The 17,075-nt window shown below is 72.8% G+C and carries 17 protein-coding genes; 13 read left to right on the top strand and 4 right to left on the bottom strand.

What is annotated here, in order from left to right; all coding sequences use genetic code 11:
- The first annotated feature begins 70 nt into the window (after nt 1–70).
- Entirely contained in the window at nt 71–1,498 is a 1,428-nt protein-coding gene (gene gltX, locus Cco03nite_RS00085; RefSeq protein ID WP_275411987.1) for a glutamate--tRNA ligase, read from the top strand.
- Nucleotides 1,499–1,556: 58 nt separating this feature from the next.
- Here the strand turns inward: gltX and Cco03nite_RS00080 are convergent, their stop codons facing one another.
- A complete protein-coding gene (locus Cco03nite_RS00080) occupies nt 1,557–2,126 on the bottom strand; it encodes a copper resistance CopC family protein (protein ID WP_203687804.1) in 570 nt (189 codons plus the stop codon).
- 302 nt (nt 2,127–2,428) lie between these two features.
- Between Cco03nite_RS00080 and Cco03nite_RS00075 the strand changes: the two genes are divergently transcribed.
- The 8 genes from Cco03nite_RS00075 to Cco03nite_RS00040 all read left to right on the top strand — a co-directional run bounded on the left by Cco03nite_RS00075 (nt 2,429) and on the right by Cco03nite_RS00040 (nt 10,393).
- Nucleotides 2,429–3,052, top strand: coding sequence for a hypothetical protein (locus Cco03nite_RS00075; RefSeq protein ID WP_203687803.1), 624 nt, complete (start codon nt 2,429–2,431; stop codon nt 3,050–3,052).
- A gap of 90 nt (nt 3,053–3,142) precedes the next feature.
- On the top strand, nt 3,143–3,934 hold the full coding sequence (locus tag Cco03nite_RS00070) for an LppM family (lipo)protein (RefSeq protein WP_203687802.1): 792 nt from the start codon (nt 3,143–3,145) through the stop codon (nt 3,932–3,934).
- Between the two features lie 142 nt (nt 3,935–4,076).
- Nucleotides 4,077–5,276: a PucR family transcriptional regulator gene (locus Cco03nite_RS00065; RefSeq protein ID WP_203687801.1), complete on the top strand. Its 1,200-nt coding sequence runs from the start codon at nt 4,077–4,079 to the stop codon at nt 5,274–5,276.
- Nucleotides 5,277–5,394: 118 nt separating this feature from the next.
- Complete coding sequence (locus tag Cco03nite_RS00060; RefSeq protein ID WP_203687800.1) at nt 5,395–6,360, top strand: ACP S-malonyltransferase; 966 nt, start codon at nt 5,395–5,397, stop codon at nt 6,358–6,360.
- The gene (locus tag Cco03nite_RS00055) at nt 6,357–7,301 is read left to right on the top strand and encodes a beta-ketoacyl-ACP synthase III (RefSeq protein ID WP_203687799.1); all 945 of its coding nucleotides are present in this window, start codon (nt 6,357–6,359) and stop codon (nt 7,299–7,301) included. Before Cco03nite_RS00060 ends, Cco03nite_RS00055 begins: the two co-directional genes overlap by 4 nt.
- 58 nt (nt 7,302–7,359) lie before the next feature.
- Nucleotides 7,360–7,602, top strand: a complete 243-nt coding sequence (locus tag Cco03nite_RS00050) for an acyl carrier protein (RefSeq protein ID WP_120316303.1) — start codon at nt 7,360–7,362, stop codon at nt 7,600–7,602.
- 16 nt (nt 7,603–7,618) lie between these two features.
- On the top strand, nt 7,619–8,845 hold the full coding sequence (fabF, locus tag Cco03nite_RS00045; protein ID WP_203687798.1) for a beta-ketoacyl-ACP synthase II: 1,227 nt from the start codon (nt 7,619–7,621) through the stop codon (nt 8,843–8,845).
- Nucleotides 8,846–8,989: 144 nt separating this feature from the next.
- On the top strand, nt 8,990–10,393 hold the full coding sequence (locus Cco03nite_RS00040) for an acyl-CoA carboxylase subunit beta (protein WP_203687797.1): 1,404 nt from the start codon (nt 8,990–8,992) through the stop codon (nt 10,391–10,393).
- 118 nt (nt 10,394–10,511) lie between these two features.
- Here the strand turns inward: Cco03nite_RS00040 and Cco03nite_RS00035 are convergent, their stop codons facing one another.
- Complete coding sequence (locus tag Cco03nite_RS00035) at nt 10,512–11,186, bottom strand: SGNH hydrolase domain-containing protein (protein WP_203687796.1); 675 nt, start codon at nt 11,184–11,186, stop codon at nt 10,512–10,514.
- Nucleotides 11,187–11,476: 290 nt separating this feature from the next.
- On the opposite strand from Cco03nite_RS00035, the gene Cco03nite_RS00030 reads away from it, so the two are divergent.
- From Cco03nite_RS00030 to Cco03nite_RS00020, 3 genes are all read left to right on the top strand, one after another.
- A complete protein-coding gene (locus Cco03nite_RS00030) occupies nt 11,477–12,007 on the top strand; it encodes an XdhC family protein (protein WP_203687795.1) in 531 nt (176 codons plus the stop codon).
- Between the two features lie 328 nt (nt 12,008–12,335).
- Complete coding sequence (locus tag Cco03nite_RS00025) at nt 12,336–12,674, top strand: YciI family protein (RefSeq protein ID WP_203687794.1); 339 nt, start codon at nt 12,336–12,338, stop codon at nt 12,672–12,674.
- The gene (locus tag Cco03nite_RS00020) at nt 12,671–13,978 is read left to right on the top strand and encodes an RNA polymerase sigma factor (RefSeq protein WP_203687793.1); all 1,308 of its coding nucleotides are present in this window, start codon (nt 12,671–12,673) and stop codon (nt 13,976–13,978) included. Before Cco03nite_RS00025 ends, Cco03nite_RS00020 begins: the two co-directional genes overlap by 4 nt.
- Before the next feature lie 104 nt (nt 13,979–14,082).
- Here the strand turns inward: Cco03nite_RS00020 and Cco03nite_RS00015 are convergent, their stop codons facing one another.
- Both Cco03nite_RS00015 and Cco03nite_RS00010 read right to left on the bottom strand, forming a co-directional pair.
- A complete protein-coding gene (locus Cco03nite_RS00015; protein WP_203687792.1) occupies nt 14,083–15,834 on the bottom strand; it encodes a glycoside hydrolase family 3 protein in 1,752 nt (583 codons plus the stop codon).
- A 35-nt stretch (nt 15,835–15,869) separates the two neighbouring features.
- Entirely contained in the window at nt 15,870–16,364 is a 495-nt protein-coding gene (locus Cco03nite_RS00010; protein WP_203687791.1) for a DUF3145 domain-containing protein, read from the bottom strand.
- 235 nt (nt 16,365–16,599) lie between these two features.
- On the opposite strand from Cco03nite_RS00010, the gene Cco03nite_RS00005 reads away from it, so the two are divergent.
- A complete protein-coding gene (locus Cco03nite_RS00005) occupies nt 16,600–16,926 on the top strand; it encodes a hypothetical protein (protein ID WP_203687790.1) in 327 nt (108 codons plus the stop codon).
- The last annotated feature ends 149 nt before the right edge of the window (nt 16,927–17,075 follow it).

Raw genomic sequence — 17,075 nt, 5'->3', positions numbered from 1 at the left:
GGCGTATCCGGGGACACCCCCGGCAAACCTGGTGGCGCGGCGCCCGGGGGCGCGCCGTACCCTGGAGACCGTGACGGTACGTGTGCGCTTCGCTCCCTCCCCGACCGGTATGTTCCACGTCGGCGGCGCCCGCTCGGCGCTGCAGAACGCGGTCTTCGCCAAGCAGCAGGGCGGGGTGTTCGTGCTGCGCATCGAGGACACCGACGCCGCGCGCAACCGCCCCGAGTGGACCGAGGGCATCCTGTCCGCGCTGGAGTGGATCGGCATCGCCCGGGACACCTACGAGGGCCCGCTGTTCCAGTCGTCGTACCACGCGGAGCACACCAAGGCCGCCCAGCAGCTGTTCGACGCGGGCCGCGCCTACTACTGCGACTGCACCCGCGACGACGTGCAGGCCCGCACCGAGAACAAGTTCTCCGGCTACGACGGCTTCTGCCGCGACCGGGGCCTGGCCGCGGGCGAGGGCCGGGCGCTGCGCTTCCGCACCCCGGACGAGGGCGTGACCAAGGTCGTCGACCTGATCCGCGGCGAGCCGACCTTCGAGAACAAGCTGATCGAGGACTTCGTCATCGCGCGCGGCGACGGCTCGCCGGTGTTCCTGCTGGCCAACGTCGTCGACGACATGACCATGGGGATCACCCACGTGATCCGCGCCGAGGAGCACCTGCCCAACACGCCCAAGCAGCAGCTGCTCTGGGAGGCGCTGGGCAAGACCCCGCCGGTGTGGGCGCACGTGCCGGTCGTGGTGAACGAGAAGCGGCAGAAGCTGTCCAAGCGCCGCGACAAGGTCGCCCTGGAGATGTACCGCGACGAGGGCTACCTCGCCGCCGCCATGCGCAACTACCTGATGCTGCTCGGCTGGGCGCCCAGCGGCGACCGGGAGATCGTGCCCTGGTCGGTGATCGAGGACGAGTTCCGCCTGGACGAGGTCAACCCGTCGCCCGCGTTCTTCGACGAGAAGAAGCTGCGCGCGTTCAACGGCGAGTACATCCGGGCGCTGAGCGTGCCGGAGTTCACCGAGGCCTGCACGCCGTGGCTGACCGGGCCGTTCCCGACCGAGGAGGAGCGGGCCGAGCGGGGGTACGGGATCACGCCGCCGCCGTGGTCGCCGGACGCGTACGACCCGGCCGTGTTCGCGCAGGTCGCCGAGCTGGTGCAGACCCGTATCGCGGTGCTGTCCGAGGTGCCGTCCTACGTGGACTTCCTGTTCCTCGACGAGCCGCTGCTGGACGAGGCCTCCTGGGCGAAGGCCTCGAAGGATGCCGGGATCCTGCCCGACGTCATCGCGGCGCTGCGCGACCTGTCGTCGTGGGACGCCGAGTCGCTGAAGAACACCCTGGTCACCGTCGGCGAGGCGCACGGGCTGAAGCTGGGCAAGGCGCAGGCCCCGGTCCGCGTCGCGGTCACCGGCCGCTCGGTGGGCCTGCCGCTGTTCGAGTCCCTGGAGGTGCTCGGCCGCGAGCGCACGCTGCGCCGGCTGGAGGCCGCCGCGGCCTGATCCGCATACGACGACGCCCCCCGCCGTGCTTGGCGGGGGGCGTCTTGCCGTTCGCGGGTCAGGCCTGTTCGCGGCGCTTCTTGACGAGGTTGATGACCCCGCCGACCAGCAGGCCGGCCACGGCCGCGCCGCCGACCCAGGGCCACCACGGGTCGCCGGAGCCGGTGTCGGCGACCGGGGCGGTGCTTGCCGCGGCCGGGCTCGCCGACGGGCTGACCTGCGCCGACTCGGTGACCGGGGACGGGCTCGGGGCGGCGCTCTCGGCCATTGCGAGGCTGAACCGGTAGGAGCCCTTCACCAGGTGGCCGTCCTTTGACAACACCTCGTACGCGACGGTGTAGGCCCCGCCCGCGGTGCCGGTGAACGGCACGGACACCGCCTTGCCGCTGACGGTCACCGGGCCCGCCGCCGCGCCGCCGTCCGGGCCGGTCACCGTGAGCTTCGTCCCATCGCTCTTCAGCGTCGCCAGGAAGGTCAGCTTCACCGCACCGGGGGCGGCCGTCAGCGTGGCGTCCTTCTTCGGAGAGGCCGTGACCAGGGCATTGTGCGCCCAGGCGGGAGTCGCGCCGAGCAGCAGCGCGCCGAGTCCCACCAGGACGGCGAGCACCGCCGCGCCACGCCGTGCCACCTGGCGCCGCCCGCTCCGCCGCCGACTGTCCCCCACGATCGCCTCCGCTTCGTTATGATCCACCGCATTCCGCAGTTGGTCGACGTTACCGGCCCTTTAGGTTCCCGACCAATCGCGTGGCTTACCCCACCAAGCCCGACAGTGCCGCGCCCGTGTCCGAAACGTGACTATCGGCGTAGCAACCTGACAGGTTTCTCGCGGGTCTAGAAGAGGTACCACCAGTCACACTGGCACCAGGTGACGCAGCGAAACGGGGCGGGCCAATGCAGGGCACCAACGTGAGGGGCACCATCGTGAAGGTCGTGGCAGGACTGTTCGCCGCAGCCCTGTTGCTGCTCGGCGCGCCCGCGTTCGGCGCGCCGGCGCCGTCACCCAAGCCGAGCCCGTCGCCGACGGTGCGCAGCATCACCATCTCCTCGGACACCCTGTCCGCGCCCATCGTGCTGCGCTCCGACCAGCACCAGCGCCCGTTCACGGCGATGGCGGGCGAGGTCGACTGGCTGGCCGGCGGGACCTCGACGCTCAAGGCTCCGGCCGCCGACAAGCTCGGCCCGAAGTTCACCGTGGTGAGCGCGGTCAACGGCGTGGACAAGCAGACCTTCGACCTGTACCCGCTGGCCGCGGGCGGTCCCCGGGTGTTCCGCCCGGCCGCGCAGCCGGACAAGCGCAAGGTCACCGCGGCCTGGTTCCTGGGGCGCTTCACCATGGACGCCTCGCTGCGCGGCGCCGGGATCCCGCTGGGCACGGCCGCGCCGGCCGAGGGCGGCGGCGTGGGCGGCGGTCTGGTCGAGTCGGCGACGGCCGAGCCGGACATCCGCGCCATGGTCGGCGACTGGCAGCGCTTCGTGGGGCTCAACGGCGCGGTCGTCGTGGTCATCGCGCTCGGCGTGTTCGCCATCGCGTACGCGTTCCGCCGCACCATCTGACATCGGGGTACGCCTTCCGGCGCACTCGCCTGACGCGAGTGCCCTGTGCCCCGGCTTCCGGCCGGGGCACAGGTGCCACATACTGGCCCGATGCGACTTGCCCGCAAACCTCTGCGCACCCTCGCCGTACTGGCCTTGGCGGCCTTCAGCCTCACCGGCTGCATGAAGCTCGACATGAACATGACCGTCAACAGCGACGACACCGTCGACGGCACGATCATCATGGCGCTGGACAAGTCGGTGCTCCAGCTGAGCGGCAAGAGCCCCGAGCAGGCGTTCGCCGACGCCGGCGACAGCCTCGCGGAGCTGCCGAAGGGCGCGAAGACCGAGGTGTACGACGACGGCAAGTACTACGGCAAGAAGATCATCTACGACGACCTGCCGCTGACCGAGTTCAACACCGGTGAGAAGGGCTCGCCCACGATCACCCACGCCAACGGCAAGTACGTCTTCACCGCGGACCTCGACACCGGCGCCGACGGCCTCGGCCCGCAGGCCGAGATGGTCAAGCCGTTCCTGAGCAGCCTGCAGATCACCTTCGCGGTCACCTTCCCCGGCAAGGTCGTCGAGCACGACGCCAAGGCGGTCGTCGACGGCGACACGGTGCGCTGGAACGTGGCGCTGGGCGGCAAGAACGAGCTGCGGGCCGTGGCCGAGGAGGGCAGCGCGTTCCCGTGGCTGGTCGTCGCCGTGGTCGGCGGCGTGCTCGGCCTCGCCGTGATCATCGGCATCGTGTTCCTGGCCGTGTGGCTCACCCGCCGCAAGGCGCCCGCCGCCGCGCCCGACCCGTACGCCGCGCCCGCGTTCGACCCGGCCACGGTGGCCCAGCCCGCCTCACCGCACCCCACGCCGCAGCAGGGCGACGGGCACCCGCAGCCGTGACCGCACGCGCCGACGACGCCGCGCCCGGAGCCGGGTCCCCCGCTCCGGGGCCGGCGAGCGGCGCGGCCGGTTCCGGCCGGTCGTCGGGGCGTGCCGGGTGAGCCGGGGCGGTGGCGCCCGCAGGCTCCCTAATATGGGGCACATGACCGACGGCGAGCCGCTGGCCGCGACGCTGCGGCAGATCGAGCGGTCCGCCGGCGCGCTGGCCACCGCCAGCGTCTCGCGCATGGACGAGTCGCTGCCGTGGTTCCGCGAGCTGCCGGCCGACCAGCGGTCGTGGGTCATGCTGGTGGCGCAGGCCGGTGTCCAGTCGCTGGTGCAGTGGCTGCGCACCGGCGCGGGAACGCGGGGCGGGCCGCAGGCGGTCTCCGACGAGGTGTTCGACGTCGCGCCGCGGGCGCTGGCCCGCAGCATCAACCTGCAGCAGACGGTCGCCCTGATCAAGGTCACCATCGACGTGGTCGAGGAGCAGGTGCCGCACCTGGCCGCGCCCGGCGAGGAGCAGCAGCTGCGCGAGGCGGTGCTGCGCTACTCCCGCGAGGTCGCGTTCGCCGCCGCCCGGGTGTACGCCCGCGCGGCCGAGTCGCGCGGCGCGTGGGACGCCCGGCTGCAGGCGCTGCTGGTGGACGCGCTGCTGCGCGGGGACTCCGCGGACGTGCTGGCCAGCCGCGCGGCCGCGCTGGGCTGGACCGACGCGCCGCCGGTCGCGGTGGTGGTGGGCCGCTCCCCCGGCGGTGAGGCCGCGATCGTGCTGCACGGCGTGCACCGGGCGGCGCGGCGCGCCGACGTCGAGGTGCTCGGCGGCGTGCACGGCGACCGGCTGGTCGTGGTGGTGGGCGGAGCCAGCGATCCGGTGTCGGTGGCCGAGCGGCTGCTGCCCGCGTTCGGGGAGGGCCCGGTGGTGGTCGGCCCGGCGGTGCCGTCCCTGGAGGCGGCCACGGAGTCGGCCCGCTCGGCGATGGCCGGTTACCGGGCCGCGCCCGCGTGGCCCGCCGCGCCCCGGCCGGTGGCCGCCGACGATCTGCTGCCCGAACGGGCCCTGGCCGGCGACGGGGAGGCCCGGCGCATCCTGCGCCACTCGGCGTACGGCGCGCTCGCGCGGACCAGCGGGGAGCTGTTGGAGACGCTGGACGCGTTCCTCACGCACGGCGGCGCGCTGGAGGCGACGGCGCGGGCGCTGTTCGTCCACCCGAACACGGTGCGTTACCGTCTGCGCCGAGTGGCCGAGGTCACAGGCTTCGGGCCGCTGACTCCGCGTGACGCGTTCACCCTCAAGATCGCCCTGGCGCTGGGCCGGCTTGAGCCCGGTACGCAGGGCGAACAGCTCACCAAGCCGACATGAACGGGACAAAATTCCGCCACCGTACGCCGATCTTTGTGGAGTACCCACAACATCGGTAGGAGGATTTAGTCATCCCCGGCAACGGCGCGCCGGACCGTGATCCCTCAGGGTTGAATACGTGCTCGCCGTACTCTCCCCGGGCCAGGGTGCCCAGAAACCCGGATTCCTCACGCCGTGGCTCGACCTCGACGGCGCCGCCGACCGCCTGCGCTGGTGGTCGGACCTCGCCGGAGTCGACCTGGTGCACCTGGGCACCGAGGCGGACGCCGAGGAGATCAAGGACACCGCGAAGACCCAGCCGCTGCTGATCGCCGCCGCCCTGCTGGCCGCCGGTGAGCTGCCGCTGAACGGCGTGTCGCTCGTGGCCGGGCACAGCGTCGGCGAGCTGGGCGCGGCGGCGCTGTCCGGCATGCTCACCCCGGACGCGGCGATCACGCTGGCCGGCGTACGCGGCCGCGAGATGGCCGCCGCCTGCGCGCTGGAGCCCACCGGCATGGCCGCCGTGCTCGGCGGCGACGAGGCCGAGCTGCTGGCCGCGCTGGAGGCGGGCGGCCTCTACGCCGCGAACCGCAACGGGGCCAGCCAGATCGTCATCGCGGGCGCCCTCGACGCGCTCGACAAGTTCGCCGCCGCGCCGCCGGCCCGTACCCGGGTCATCAAGCTGGCTGTCGCAGGCGCGTTCCACACCCCGTACATGGCTCCGGCCGAGGCGGCCCTGGCCGCTGTGGCGAGCAGCACGGCCACCGCCGACGCCGCGCGCCCGCAGCTGTCCAACGCCGACGGCGCGGCCGTCACCGACGGCCAGGAGATGCTCGGCCGCCTGGTCCGCCAGGTGACCGCACCGGTCCGCTGGGACCTGTGCATGCGCACCCTGGCCGAGCGCGGCGTCACCGCCGTGATCGAGCTGCCGCCCGCGGGCACCCTCGCCGGGCTGGTCAAGCGCGAGCTGAAGCCCGGCACGCCGGAGATCGTCACGCTGAACACGCCGGACGACCTGGCCGCCGCGAAGGACCTCATCTCGCGCCACAGCGCGCCGGGGTCGCACGATTCCACCCCGCAAGCCCGCATCGGAGAGCAATCATGAGCGTCAGCGGCAGCAAGATCCTCGCTTTCGGGCACTACCAGCCGTCTCGCGTCGTGACCAACGACGATCTGGCGCAGATGGTCGACACCAACGACGAGTGGATCCAGTCTCGCGTCGGCATCAAGGAGCGGCGCATCGCCGACACCGAGACCGTCGCCGACATGGCCGGGTTCGCCGCCGAGAAGGCGCTGGCCGCGTCCGGCCTGACCGCCGCCGACATCGACCTGGTGATCGTGGCGACCTGCTCCTCGATCGACCGGAGCCCGAACGTGGCCTGCCGGGTCGCCGACAAGCTCGGCGTCGCCGGGGCGGCCGCGTTCGACCTGAACACCGCGTGCTCGGGCTTCTCGTACGCGCTGGCCAACGCCGACCACGCGATCCGCGCGGGCGCCGCCAGGCACGCGCTGGTCATCGGCGCGGAGAAGCTGTCGCAGATCACCGACTGGTCCGACCGGAGCACCTGCGTGATCTTCGCGGACGGCGCGGGCGCGGCGGTCGTGTCGGCCACCGCCGAGGGCGAGGAGCCCGGCATCGGCCCCGTGGTCTGGGGCAGCGAGCCCAGCGACGCGATCGCCATCGAGGGCTGGCAGCCGTACATCGTGCAGGAGGGCCAGAAGGTCTTCCGCTGGGCCACCGGCACCGCGCCCCAGGTCGCTCTCGCGGCCTGCGAGAAGGCCGGCGTCGCCCCCGGCGACCTGGGCGGCTTCGTGCCCCACCAGGCCAACCTGCGCATCATCGAGCCGCTGGCCCGCAAGATCGGCGTGGACCCGGCGGTGCTGTCCCGCGACATCGTGGAGTCCGGCAACACGTCGGCCGCGAGCATCCCGCTGGCCCTGTCCAAGATGATCGAGCGCGGCGAGGTGAAGTCCGGCTCGCCGGTGCTGCTCGTCGGCTTCGGCGGCGGCCTGACCTACGCCGGTCAGGTAGTCCGCTGCCCCTGAGCCCCACCCCTGGCTTACACCCACATCAGTTCCACCAACCGAAGGGAAACCAAGTTCCATGGCTACGCGCGAAGAGGTCGTCACCGGCCTGGCCGAGATCCTCGAAGAGGTCGCCGGCGTGAACCCCGACGACGTCTCCGAGGAGAAGTCGTTCACCGAGGACCTCGACGTCGACTCGCTCTCCATGGTCGAGGTCGTCGTGGCCGCCGAGGAGAAGTTCGGCGCGAAGATCCCGGACGACGAGGTCCAGAACCTGAAGACCGTCGGCGACGCTGTCTCCTTCATCGTCGCCAACTCCTGAAGTTGCGAGATTTGACGTGACCAAGCCTGACGTTGTCGTCACCGGTCTCGGCGCCACCACCCCGCTCGGCGGGGACGTGGCGTCGACCTGGGACGCGATGCTGGCGGGCCGCTCCGGGGTCAGCAAGCTGACCCAGGAGTGGGCCGATCAGCTGACGGTTAAGATCGCCGCCCAGCTGGCGGTGGAGCCGAGCGAGGTCATCGACCGCGTACGGCTGCGCAAGCTGGACCGCTCCGAGGCCGTGGCGCTCATCGCCGCCGCCGAGGCGTGGGCCGACTCCGGGCTGGCCGACGCCGGCCTCGACAAAGAGCGGCTCGGCGTGGTCGTCGGCTCCGGCATCGGCGGCGCACAGACCCTGCTGGCCCAGGACGACATCCTGGAGGCATCCGGCGCGCGGCGGGTCAGCCCGCACACGGTCCCGATGCTGATGCCGAACGGTCCGGCCGCCTTCGTCGGCCTGGAGTACGGCGCGCAGGCCGGCGTGCACGCGCCGACCAGCGCATGCGCCACCGGCGCCGAGGGCGTCGCGTGGGGTCTGGACATGATCCGGTCCGGTCGTGCCGACGTCGTCATCGCCGGCGGCACCGAGGCCGTGATCCACCCCCTGCCGATCGCCGGTTTCGCCTCGATGCGCGCCATGTCGACGCGCAACGACGAGCCGGAGAAGGCCTCCCGCCCGTGGGACAAGGGCCGGGACGGCTTCGTCCTGGGCGAGGGCGCCGGCATCGTGATCCTGGAACGGGCCGACCACGCCGCGGCGCGCGGCGCGCGGGTCTACGCGCGCCTCGCCGGCGCGGGCATGACCTCCGACGGGTACGACATCGTGCAGCCGCACCCCGAGGGCACGGGCGCCGCCCGGGCCATCGCGATGGCACTGCGCGACGCGGGCGTGGCCAAGGCCGACGTCGCGCACGTCAACGCCCACGCCACGTCGACCCCGGTCGGCGACATGGCCGAGATCGCGGCGCTGCGGGCGGCGCTGGGTGACCACCCGGTGCTGACCGCGACCAAGTCGATGACCGGGCACCTGCTCGGCGCGGCGGGCGCGCTGGAGTCGATCGCGACGATCCTGGCGATCCGCGACAGCGTCGTGCCGCCGACGATCAACCTCGACGACCCCGACGACGCTCTGACCATGGACGTGGCGGCGCACAAGGCCCGCCCGCTGCAGATCGCAGCCGCGCTGAACAACTCGTTCGGCTTCGGTGGGCACAACGTCGCCCTCCTGTTCACGCGGCCGTAGGCCGAGTGACCGGCAGCTCAAGACGCGGCCCTGAGCCTGGTCGGCCGAGCAGTTCGGTCCCCGGGCTCGTGGCCAGGCGACGCCCAGGTGCCTCAGTGCGCCTGGGCGTCGTCGCGTAGACCGCCTGCCCCAAGGGAGATCCGCATGACCACGACCTCGGCGGCGGGCATCGTCGACCACCGCGACCCGCTGGTACGGCTGCGGGCCCTGTTCGACGAGGGCACGCTGCGTACCCTGGCCGGCGCGGACGGCTCGGGCGTGCTCGGCGCGCGCGGCGAGATCGACGGCATGCCCGCGGTCGCCTTCGCCACCGACGCCACCCGCATGGGCGGGGCGCTGGGCGCGCAGGGCTGCGAGCACATCGTGGACGTCATCGACACCGCGGTCCGCGAGCGTCTGCCCGTCGTCGGCCTGTGGCACTCCGGCGGGGCCCGGCTGGCCGAGGGCGTCGTCGCGCTGGACGGTGTCGGGCAGGTCTTCGCGGCGATGGTGCGGGCCTCGGGCCGCGTGCCGCAGATCTCCGTGGTGCTCGGCCCGGCGGCCGGTGGCGCGGCGTACGGGCCGGCGCTGACCGATATCGTGATCATGAGCAATGCGGGCCGGATCTTCGTGACCGGGCCCGAGGTCGTCCGCTCCGTCACCGGCGAGCAGGTCGACATGGAGAGCCTGGGCGGCCCCGACGCGCACGGCCGCCGCTCCGGCGTCGTGCACCTCACCTGCAAGGACGACGCCTCCGCGGTCGCCGAGGCACGGCGGCTGGCCCGGCTGCTCGGCCGGCCCGGCCGCCTGTCCCCCGCCGACGTCGCCGACGACCGGGACCTCGGCGCGTGGCTGCCCGAGCAGGCCAACCGGGCGTACGACGTCCGACCCCTGGTCAAGGCCCTGCTCGACGAGCCCGGCGTGGAGCTGCACGCCAGGTGGGCCCCGAACGTCGTGACCGCCCTGGGCCGCTTCGCCGGCCGCACCGTCGGCGTCGTCGCCAACAACCCGCTGCGCCTGGGCGGCTGCCTCGACTCCGCCGGGGCCGAGAAGGCCGCCCGCTTCGTGCGCATGTGCGACGCGCTCGGCGTGCCGCTGATCGTCGTCGTGGACGTGCCCGGCTACCTGCCCGGCCTCGGCCAGGAGTGGGACGGTGTGGTACGCCGCGGCGCGAAGCTGCTGCACGCCTTCGCCGAGGCCGTCGTGCCCCGGGTGACGCTGGTGACCCGCAAGGCGTACGGCGGGGCGTACATCGCGATGAACTCGCGTTCGCTCGGCGCGAGCGCCGTGTTCGCGTGGCCGAACGCCGAGGTCGCCGTCATGGGCGCGGGCGCAGCCGTGAACATCCTGCACCGCCGCAGGCTCGCCGCCGCCCCGCCCGACGAGCGCGAGGTGCTGCGGGTACGCCTGGTCGAGGAGCAGACCCGGGCCGCGGGCGGCGTCAACCGCGCCCTGGAGATCGGCGTCGTCGACGACGTCATCAAACCCGCCGAGTCCCGCAAACGCATCGCCGAAGCCCTCGCCGCCGCCCCCGCCGCCCGCGGCGCCCACGGCAACATCCCCCTCTGACCCCCGGCCGCAACTCTTAAAGACTTGCGGCCTCCGGGCCACTCCGAGGCCGCAAGTCTTTAAGAGTTGCGCCAGGTGGGGGGTGGGCGGGGGCGTCAGGGCGGGGGGAGGCGGTCGGCTAGGACGGTGGCGAGGAGGGCGGCGAAGGTCGCGGTGAGGTGGCTGTTGTCCTGTAGACGAGGACGTTGCCGATGACGACGGGGCACTTGGCGGCCGTGCACATCCACGGGAGCGGGTCGATGACGGTGACGCCGTCGAGGGTCGCGGCCTCGGCGACGAGGGCGCGGCGGCGGCCGTCGCCGATCGCGGCCTGGGTGGGGCGGTGGCAGGCCTCCAGCTTGGCCAGGTGGCTCGACACGCACTCCGGGGCGTCGCCGGCGGGCCAGGCGGTGTCGCTGATCAGCACCTGCTTCTGGCCGGGCCGGGCGAGCCGGCCGAACGTCTTGCGCCACGCCGACGCCCAGCCGGTCGCCTGGTCGGGCCCGACGTCGAGGGCGTCGCCGTTGCCGTTGCCGTTGGACGACATCACCACCATCGCGGGATTCAGCGAGCGGATGTACTCCACGGCGGCGTCGCGCCAGCGCACGCACTCCTCGTACGGCCGCTTGAGGTTGCTCATGTAGATCAGGGTGCTGGCGGCGGAGCAGGCCGACTTGGTGACCACGGCCAGCCGCCAGCCGCGCTGCTTGGCGATCGTGTCCAGCGGCGGGAACCAGTGCCCGGCGTGCGAGTCGCCGAACAGGACGATGGTGGTCTTGCCGCCCGTGTCGCCGTACATGCAGGGTTTGCGCACCTCGGACTCGCTGAACGCCGGGTCGCACCCGTCGCGCCACCCCCGAACCCGACCAGACGATGGTCATGTCCACCATCACCGCCCACACCATCCGCGCCACCGCCCCCGTCCCCTGAGAACAAAGGAAGGGCACCTTCACAACGCTCCGCGTTGTAGAAGGTGCCCTTCTTAACGCAGCACGCAGCTGATCTGCGACTTCCCGGCGGACTCGCCTCACCGCGATCACCGCCGCAGAGCCTGGCTCATCGCTGTCGGCCTGCGCAGCGACGGCACGGTACTAGGCTGGGCGGATGGCACATCGGCACACGGATCCGGCCTGCGCCGCCGCGCACGGCGATCTTCCCGCGCCACACGGCGCGCGCACCCTGGTCGCCGTCTTCGCGTCCCCTGTCGCCGAGCACCTGCTGCACTTCGGCCACGACCTCGGCTACCGCACCGTGCTCGTCGAGCCCGACCTGCACCTGATCGAGAGCGTGTCCCGGCCCGAGCACCTGCGGCTGGCCAGCACCGTCGACCCGTCGTTCGCCGACGGCGACGCCGACGTGGTGGTCACCGACCACGACCGGGCGGAACTCGGCGCGATCCTGGACGCGGCGCTGCAGACCCGGGCCCGCTGGATCGGCGTGATGGGCAGCCCGCGGCACACCGCCCCGCACGTGGCGGCGCTGCGTGAACGCGGGGTGGGCGAGAGCGCGGTGGCGCGGGTGCACCGGCCGATCGGGTTGAACATCGGGTCGCGTACGCCCGCGGAGATCGCCGTGGCGACGCTGGCCGGGCTGATCGCCGACCGCAACGACCGCCCCGGCGGCTTCGCCTTCTGACCCGCCTGGTGACGCAGCCGGGAGCAGGTGGCGCGTGCGCTTGGCCATGTCTGCCGGCGCCCACATCTTTTTTGATGTGGGCACATCAAAAAAGAGGTAAGCCTGCGAGCGACGTCATGTCCTCGGCGGCGCGGGCCGGGAGGTGGCGGCCTCCGCGCCGTCGTCTCGCCGATGCCCTGCTCACACGGCATACCGCGTTAACAAGGGCACCTTCTTATACGCGGAGCGTTAAGAAGGTGCCCTTCCTTTAAAAATCTTGGTGGGGGTTGTCCGGAACGGGGTTCGCCGTTCGTCACCGGGGTGAACTCGAAAGCTAGGGAGCGAAGAGATGAAGTATCTGATGTTCGTCTGCACCGACACCGAGCCGGACACCGACCCCACGCCCGAGCCCGACGTCAACCTCTGGGTGGACCGGCACGACGCCAGCGGCCAGCGCCTGATGGGCATGGCGCTCGCGCCGAAGTCGACGGCGACGACCGTGCGGGTGCGCGACGGGCAGACCCTGGTCTCCGACGGGCCGTTCGCCGAGACCAAGGAGCTGATCGTCGGCTTCGACCTGCTGGAGTGCGCCGACCTGGACGAGGCGATCGAGGTCGCGAAGGCGCACCCGATGGCCCGCGGTGGTCGCATCGAGATCCGGCCGCAGGCCGACTGGGACCGGTCTTGACCGAGGCACGAGCCGCGGCGGCGCAGGCCGCCGCGGCCGCGGCCACCGAGGCGTACCAGCGCATCGTGGCCCCCCTGATCAGGATCACCGGCGACTGGACGCTGGCCGAGGACTGCGCCCAGGAGGCGCTGGCGCTCGCGCTCGACCGCTGGCCGGCCGACGGCGTGCCGGACAACCCGGGCGGCTGGCTGATGACCGTGGCCCGCAACCGCGCCCTCGACGTGCTGCGGCGCGGCACCGTCGAACGCCGCAAGCTGCGTGAACTGGCCGTGCTGGCGCTGACCGCGGCCACCGCCGAACCGGAGCCGGAGGAGATCGTGGACGACCGCCTGCGGCTGGTCTTCACCTGCTGCCATCCCGCGCTGCCGCTCGAAGGCCGGGTGGCGCTGACCCTGCGCACCATCTGCGCCGTGCCGACCCCCGACATCGCCCGCGCGTTCCTGGTCAGCGAGTCCACCATGACCCGGCGGCTGACCCGGGCCAAAACCAAGATCTCCGAAGCCCGCATCCCGTATCGCGTGCCGACCGGCCCCGCGTTGCAGGAGCGCCTGCCCGGCGTGCTGGCCGTGCTGTACCTGCTGTTCACCCACGGCTACAACCCCGACGGGGAGCCCGCCTTCGCCGACGAGGCGATCCGGCTGGCCCGCCTGCTCGCCCGGCTCATGCCCGCCCAGGCCGAGGCGCACGCCCTGCTCGCGCTGTTCCTGCTGCAGCACTCGCGGCGGCACGCCCGCCGCGACGCGGCCGGCGACCTGGTCCCGCTCGACCGGCAGGACCGCGCCCGCTGGGACCGCACCGCGATCGACGAAGCCGTCGGCATCCTGTCCGGCCTCGGTGGAACAGGCCTCGGTGGAACAGGCCTCGGCGAACCAGACCTCGGCGACCCGGCGCTCGGCGAACCCGGGCCCTACGCGCTGCAGGCCCTGATCGCGGCCTGCCACGCCACGGCGGCGTCCGTCCCCGACACCGACTGGCGGCGCATCGCGGACTGCTACGACCGGCTCGCCGAGCTGCGGCCCAGCCCCGTGATCGAGCTGAACCGGGCGGTCGCGCACGGCTACGCCCACGGGCCCGCGGCCGGGCTGGACCTGCTGGGCCGCGCCCGCGCGGGCGGGGCACTCGACGGCTACCCGCTGGCGATCGCCGCGGAGGCCGACCTCACCGCGCGGGCCGGCGACCGGGCGCGCGCCGCGGACCTGTTCCGTGCCGCCGCCGCGCACGCCCACAGCGATGTCGAGCGGCGCGCACTGCTCGACCGCGCCGACGAGCTCCGGGAGGCATCCGACGGAGCTGCCGCTGCGTGAACAACGACGGCAGGCAGTGGCTGGTGCTGACCTGACGACATGGCCCTGCGGACAGCGAGACGCCCGCTGCGGCCACGGGGGCACGCAGCGGGCGTCTCGGCAGATCAGGCGCAGGTCGTCCGGGGCAGGCCGGCCACCTCGATCGGCGAGCGGCCGGTCGGCTTGGCCTTCCCGGTCAGCACCGCGGCCAGCCCGTCCATGGACAGGTCACTGGACGAGTACGTCGCGACCAGCACCTTCGACGTCGACTTGGCCAGCAGCGTGGGCACGTCCATGTGCACGGTGACCGCCGCGCCCGCGGCCAGGTCCTCGGCCGTGTCGCCGTACCCGACGAGGTGGACGACGCTGCCGCCGGTCTCGACGACGGTGGCCCCGGACGTCTTGAGCGCCTCGGTCAGGCGGTTGCGGGCCTTGTCCCGGCCCGCGGAGGCGGTCACCCGCACCGGCCCGGCGACCAGCGCCTTGCCGCAGGCTCCGCGCAGCACCGTGACGGCGGCCGCGGCGAGCGGGGCGACGTCCTGCTGGTGGGTGCCCACCGTGGACAGGGCGGGGGCCGCGGCCTGGCCGAAGCCGAGCTTGAGGTGCAGGATCCGGCCGACGGCCTCGACGAGCCGCGACCGCGGCAGGGTGCCCGCCTTCACCGCGTCGACGATGCCCTGGTGCGCCTGGCCCACGTGCGGCGGCATGAGGATCAGGTCGTTTCCGGCCAGCAGCGCCTTCACGGCGGCCTCGCCCGGCGGCACCTTCATCGCCGGGGCCATGTTCATGCCGTCGGTCACCACGACGCCCTGGAAACCCAGCTCCTTGCGGAGCAGGTCGGTCAGCACCTTCTTGGAGAACGTCGCCGCCACGCCCGGGTCGACCGACTGCACGTCCAGGTGGCCCGACATGATGATCGGCGCCCCGGCCTTGATGCCGGCCTTGAAGGTGGCCAGGTCGTCGGTGTCCAGCAGCTGCCGGGACTGCTTCACGACCGGCAGCTCGGTGTGGCTGTCCGCGCTGGTGTGGCCGTGCCCGGGGAAGTGCTTGAGCGTCGCGGCCACGCCGCCCGCCCGCATGCCGTTGACCGCGGCGACGACCTGGTCACCGGCGGCCCGCGGGTCCGACCCGTACGACCGGGAGCCGATCACGGTGCTGCCCGCCGGGCCGAGCACGTCGGCGACCGGGGCGAAGTTCACGTTCACGCCCACCGCGGCCAGCTCCAGGCCCGCCGCGCGCCAGGCCACCTCGGTCAGCCGCGGGTCGGCCGCCGCCCCGAACGTCATCGCGCTGGGCAGCACCGTCATCCCGGTGGTGAGCCGGGTGACCACGCCGAACTCCTGGTCCATGCCGATCAGCAGCGGCACGTCGGCGGGCAGCCGGGCCGCGGCCGCCTGCAGGCCCCCGGTCAGCGCCCGCACCTGCTCCGGCGACTGCACGTTGTTGACCGGCTGGTTGGCCGCGGTCGGGTCGTTGCCGCCGAACCCGATCAGGATCATGCCGCCGAGCCGGTACTTCTCGATCATCTGCGCGGGGGTGTCCACACCCGCGATGGCCTTGTTGCCCGCCGCGGTGCCGGCGGAGACGTCGGTGGCCGAGCGCCCGTAGGCGAACGGCATCAGCACCTGGCCGGCGAGGTCCGCGTCGGACATCTTCTTGATGATCCCCGCGACCTTGGCGGAGACGTCGGCCGGATCCTGCATCGGCAGAGTTCCCCCGTTGTCGGGCGCCGTGCCGCATGCGCTTGCCACGACCGCCACGGTGCACAGGCCGGACACGACGGCGCCGAGCCGGCGGAACCACTTCTGCGTTGACGAGGTCACGCGGGTATCCCACCAGCAGTACGGGACGGGGTCAACCGTTACACGCGACCACATCCTCCTTACGGCCGAGCCCGCCACCCACGCGCGGACTAACCCGCCCTGGTCAGCAGCGTCACCGGCGCGCCCTCGGCGGCGTAGCGATACGGCTCCAGTTCGGCGTCCCAGGGGGTGCCCATCGCCATGTCGAGGGCGTGCGCCAGCGCCTCCGGGCTGCGGCTGCCCGCGATGAGCGAGCGCAGCCGGTCCTCGCCGAGCTGGATGTCGCCGGCCGCGCCCATCGCCGCCCGGAACAGGCCGCGGCCGGGCACGTGCATGAAGCGCTCGCCGTCGACACCGGCGCTCGGCTCCTCGGTGATCTCGAACCGCAGCATCGGCCACTGGCGCAGCTCGGCCGCGATCTCCGCGGCGGTGCCGGGACGGCCGGACCAGCCGCACTCGGCGCGCCGGGCGCTGGGTTCGAGTGGCTGCACGGTCCAGTGCAGGTTGACCGCGCCGCTTTTCAGGGCGCGCGAAATCGCCCACTCGACGTGAGGGCACACGGCAAGCGGGCTCGAGTGGACGTGTACGACGCCACGCGTGGGCACGGTGACCTCCCGAGACGGACAGGCGCGTCTTCCCCTACGGCCTGGCGACTCCGGCGATCTCACCCATGATGACGTCTGGGGCGGATGTGGCGCCAGAGAATCGCCAAACTCGCCGGATGAATTGTCCGAGCGGCCCGCGGCGACGTGTCCGTCACACCGGAAGGCGACGCCGGTCAGGGTCTGCTCAGGGGTCGTGTAGAGTTCTTAAGTCAACCAGACTTTCAAGGAGTACGTCGTGGCGAGCAACACCTCCAAGACCGCGCGCGCGTCTGTCCGGGCCGGTGAGGCCAAGGGTGGCGCGCTGAGCGTGCTCGGTGAGTTCAAGTACATCATTCCGCTGAACAACGGCAAGCACGCCTACGTGCGGAACCTCACCAACGGCAAGACCGTGCACCTGAGCACCTCTTCGGACGCCTTCGTCGAGGAGATCCGCGTGCTCGCGGGCGCCGGCCACGCCGCCAAGATCCGCGCCGAGCTGGTCGCTCTCAACAGCACCCACCCGGGCCACGGGTGGGACGCCACCGAGAAGCGCCTCGCCGAGGCCGGCATCTTCGAGGGCTGAGCCCCCTCTGTCTCACCTTGAGGCCCCGTCCGCCCCGCGGCCGGGGCCTCAACCATGCCCACCCACCCGAGACCTCACCCACCACCGGGCCCCGCGGCGACCAGGCCGGCGGCGCGGGCGCTGTCCCCCGGCCGCAACTCTTAGAGGCT

This window comes from Catellatospora coxensis, assembly GCF_016862635.1.
Lineage (GTDB): Bacteria > Actinomycetota > Actinomycetes > Mycobacteriales > Micromonosporaceae > Catellatospora > Catellatospora coxensis.
This window is presented reverse-complemented; position numbering and strand designations above follow the sequence as displayed.

Bases quoted from the DNA above. Each gene is read 5' to 3' on its own strand.
- Cco03nite_RS00070 (WP_203687802.1), top strand. From the start codon at position 3,143: ATGCGACTTGCCCGCAAACCTCTGCGCACCCTCGCCGTACTGGCCTTG.
- Cco03nite_RS00065 (WP_203687801.1), top strand. From the start codon at position 4,077: ATGACCGACGGCGAGCCGCTGGCCGCGACGCTGCGGCAGATCGAGCGG.
- Cco03nite_RS00055 (WP_203687799.1), top strand. From the start codon at position 6,357: ATGAGCGTCAGCGGCAGCAAGATCCTCGCTTTCGGGCACTACCAGCCG.
- Cco03nite_RS00050 (WP_120316303.1), top strand. From the start codon at position 7,360: ATGGCTACGCGCGAAGAGGTCGTCACCGGCCTGGCCGAGATCCTCGAA.
- Cco03nite_RS00040 (WP_203687797.1), top strand. From the start codon at position 8,990: ATGACCACGACCTCGGCGGCGGGCATCGTCGACCACCGCGACCCGCTG.
- Cco03nite_RS00030 (WP_203687795.1), top strand. From the start codon at position 11,477: ATGGCACATCGGCACACGGATCCGGCCTGCGCCGCCGCGCACGGCGAT.
- Cco03nite_RS00025 (WP_203687794.1), top strand. From the start codon at position 12,336: ATGAAGTATCTGATGTTCGTCTGCACCGACACCGAGCCGGACACCGAC.
- Cco03nite_RS00015 (WP_203687792.1), bottom strand. From the start codon at position 15,834: ATGTGGTCGCGTGTAACGGTTGACCCCGTCCCGTACTGCTGGTGGGAT.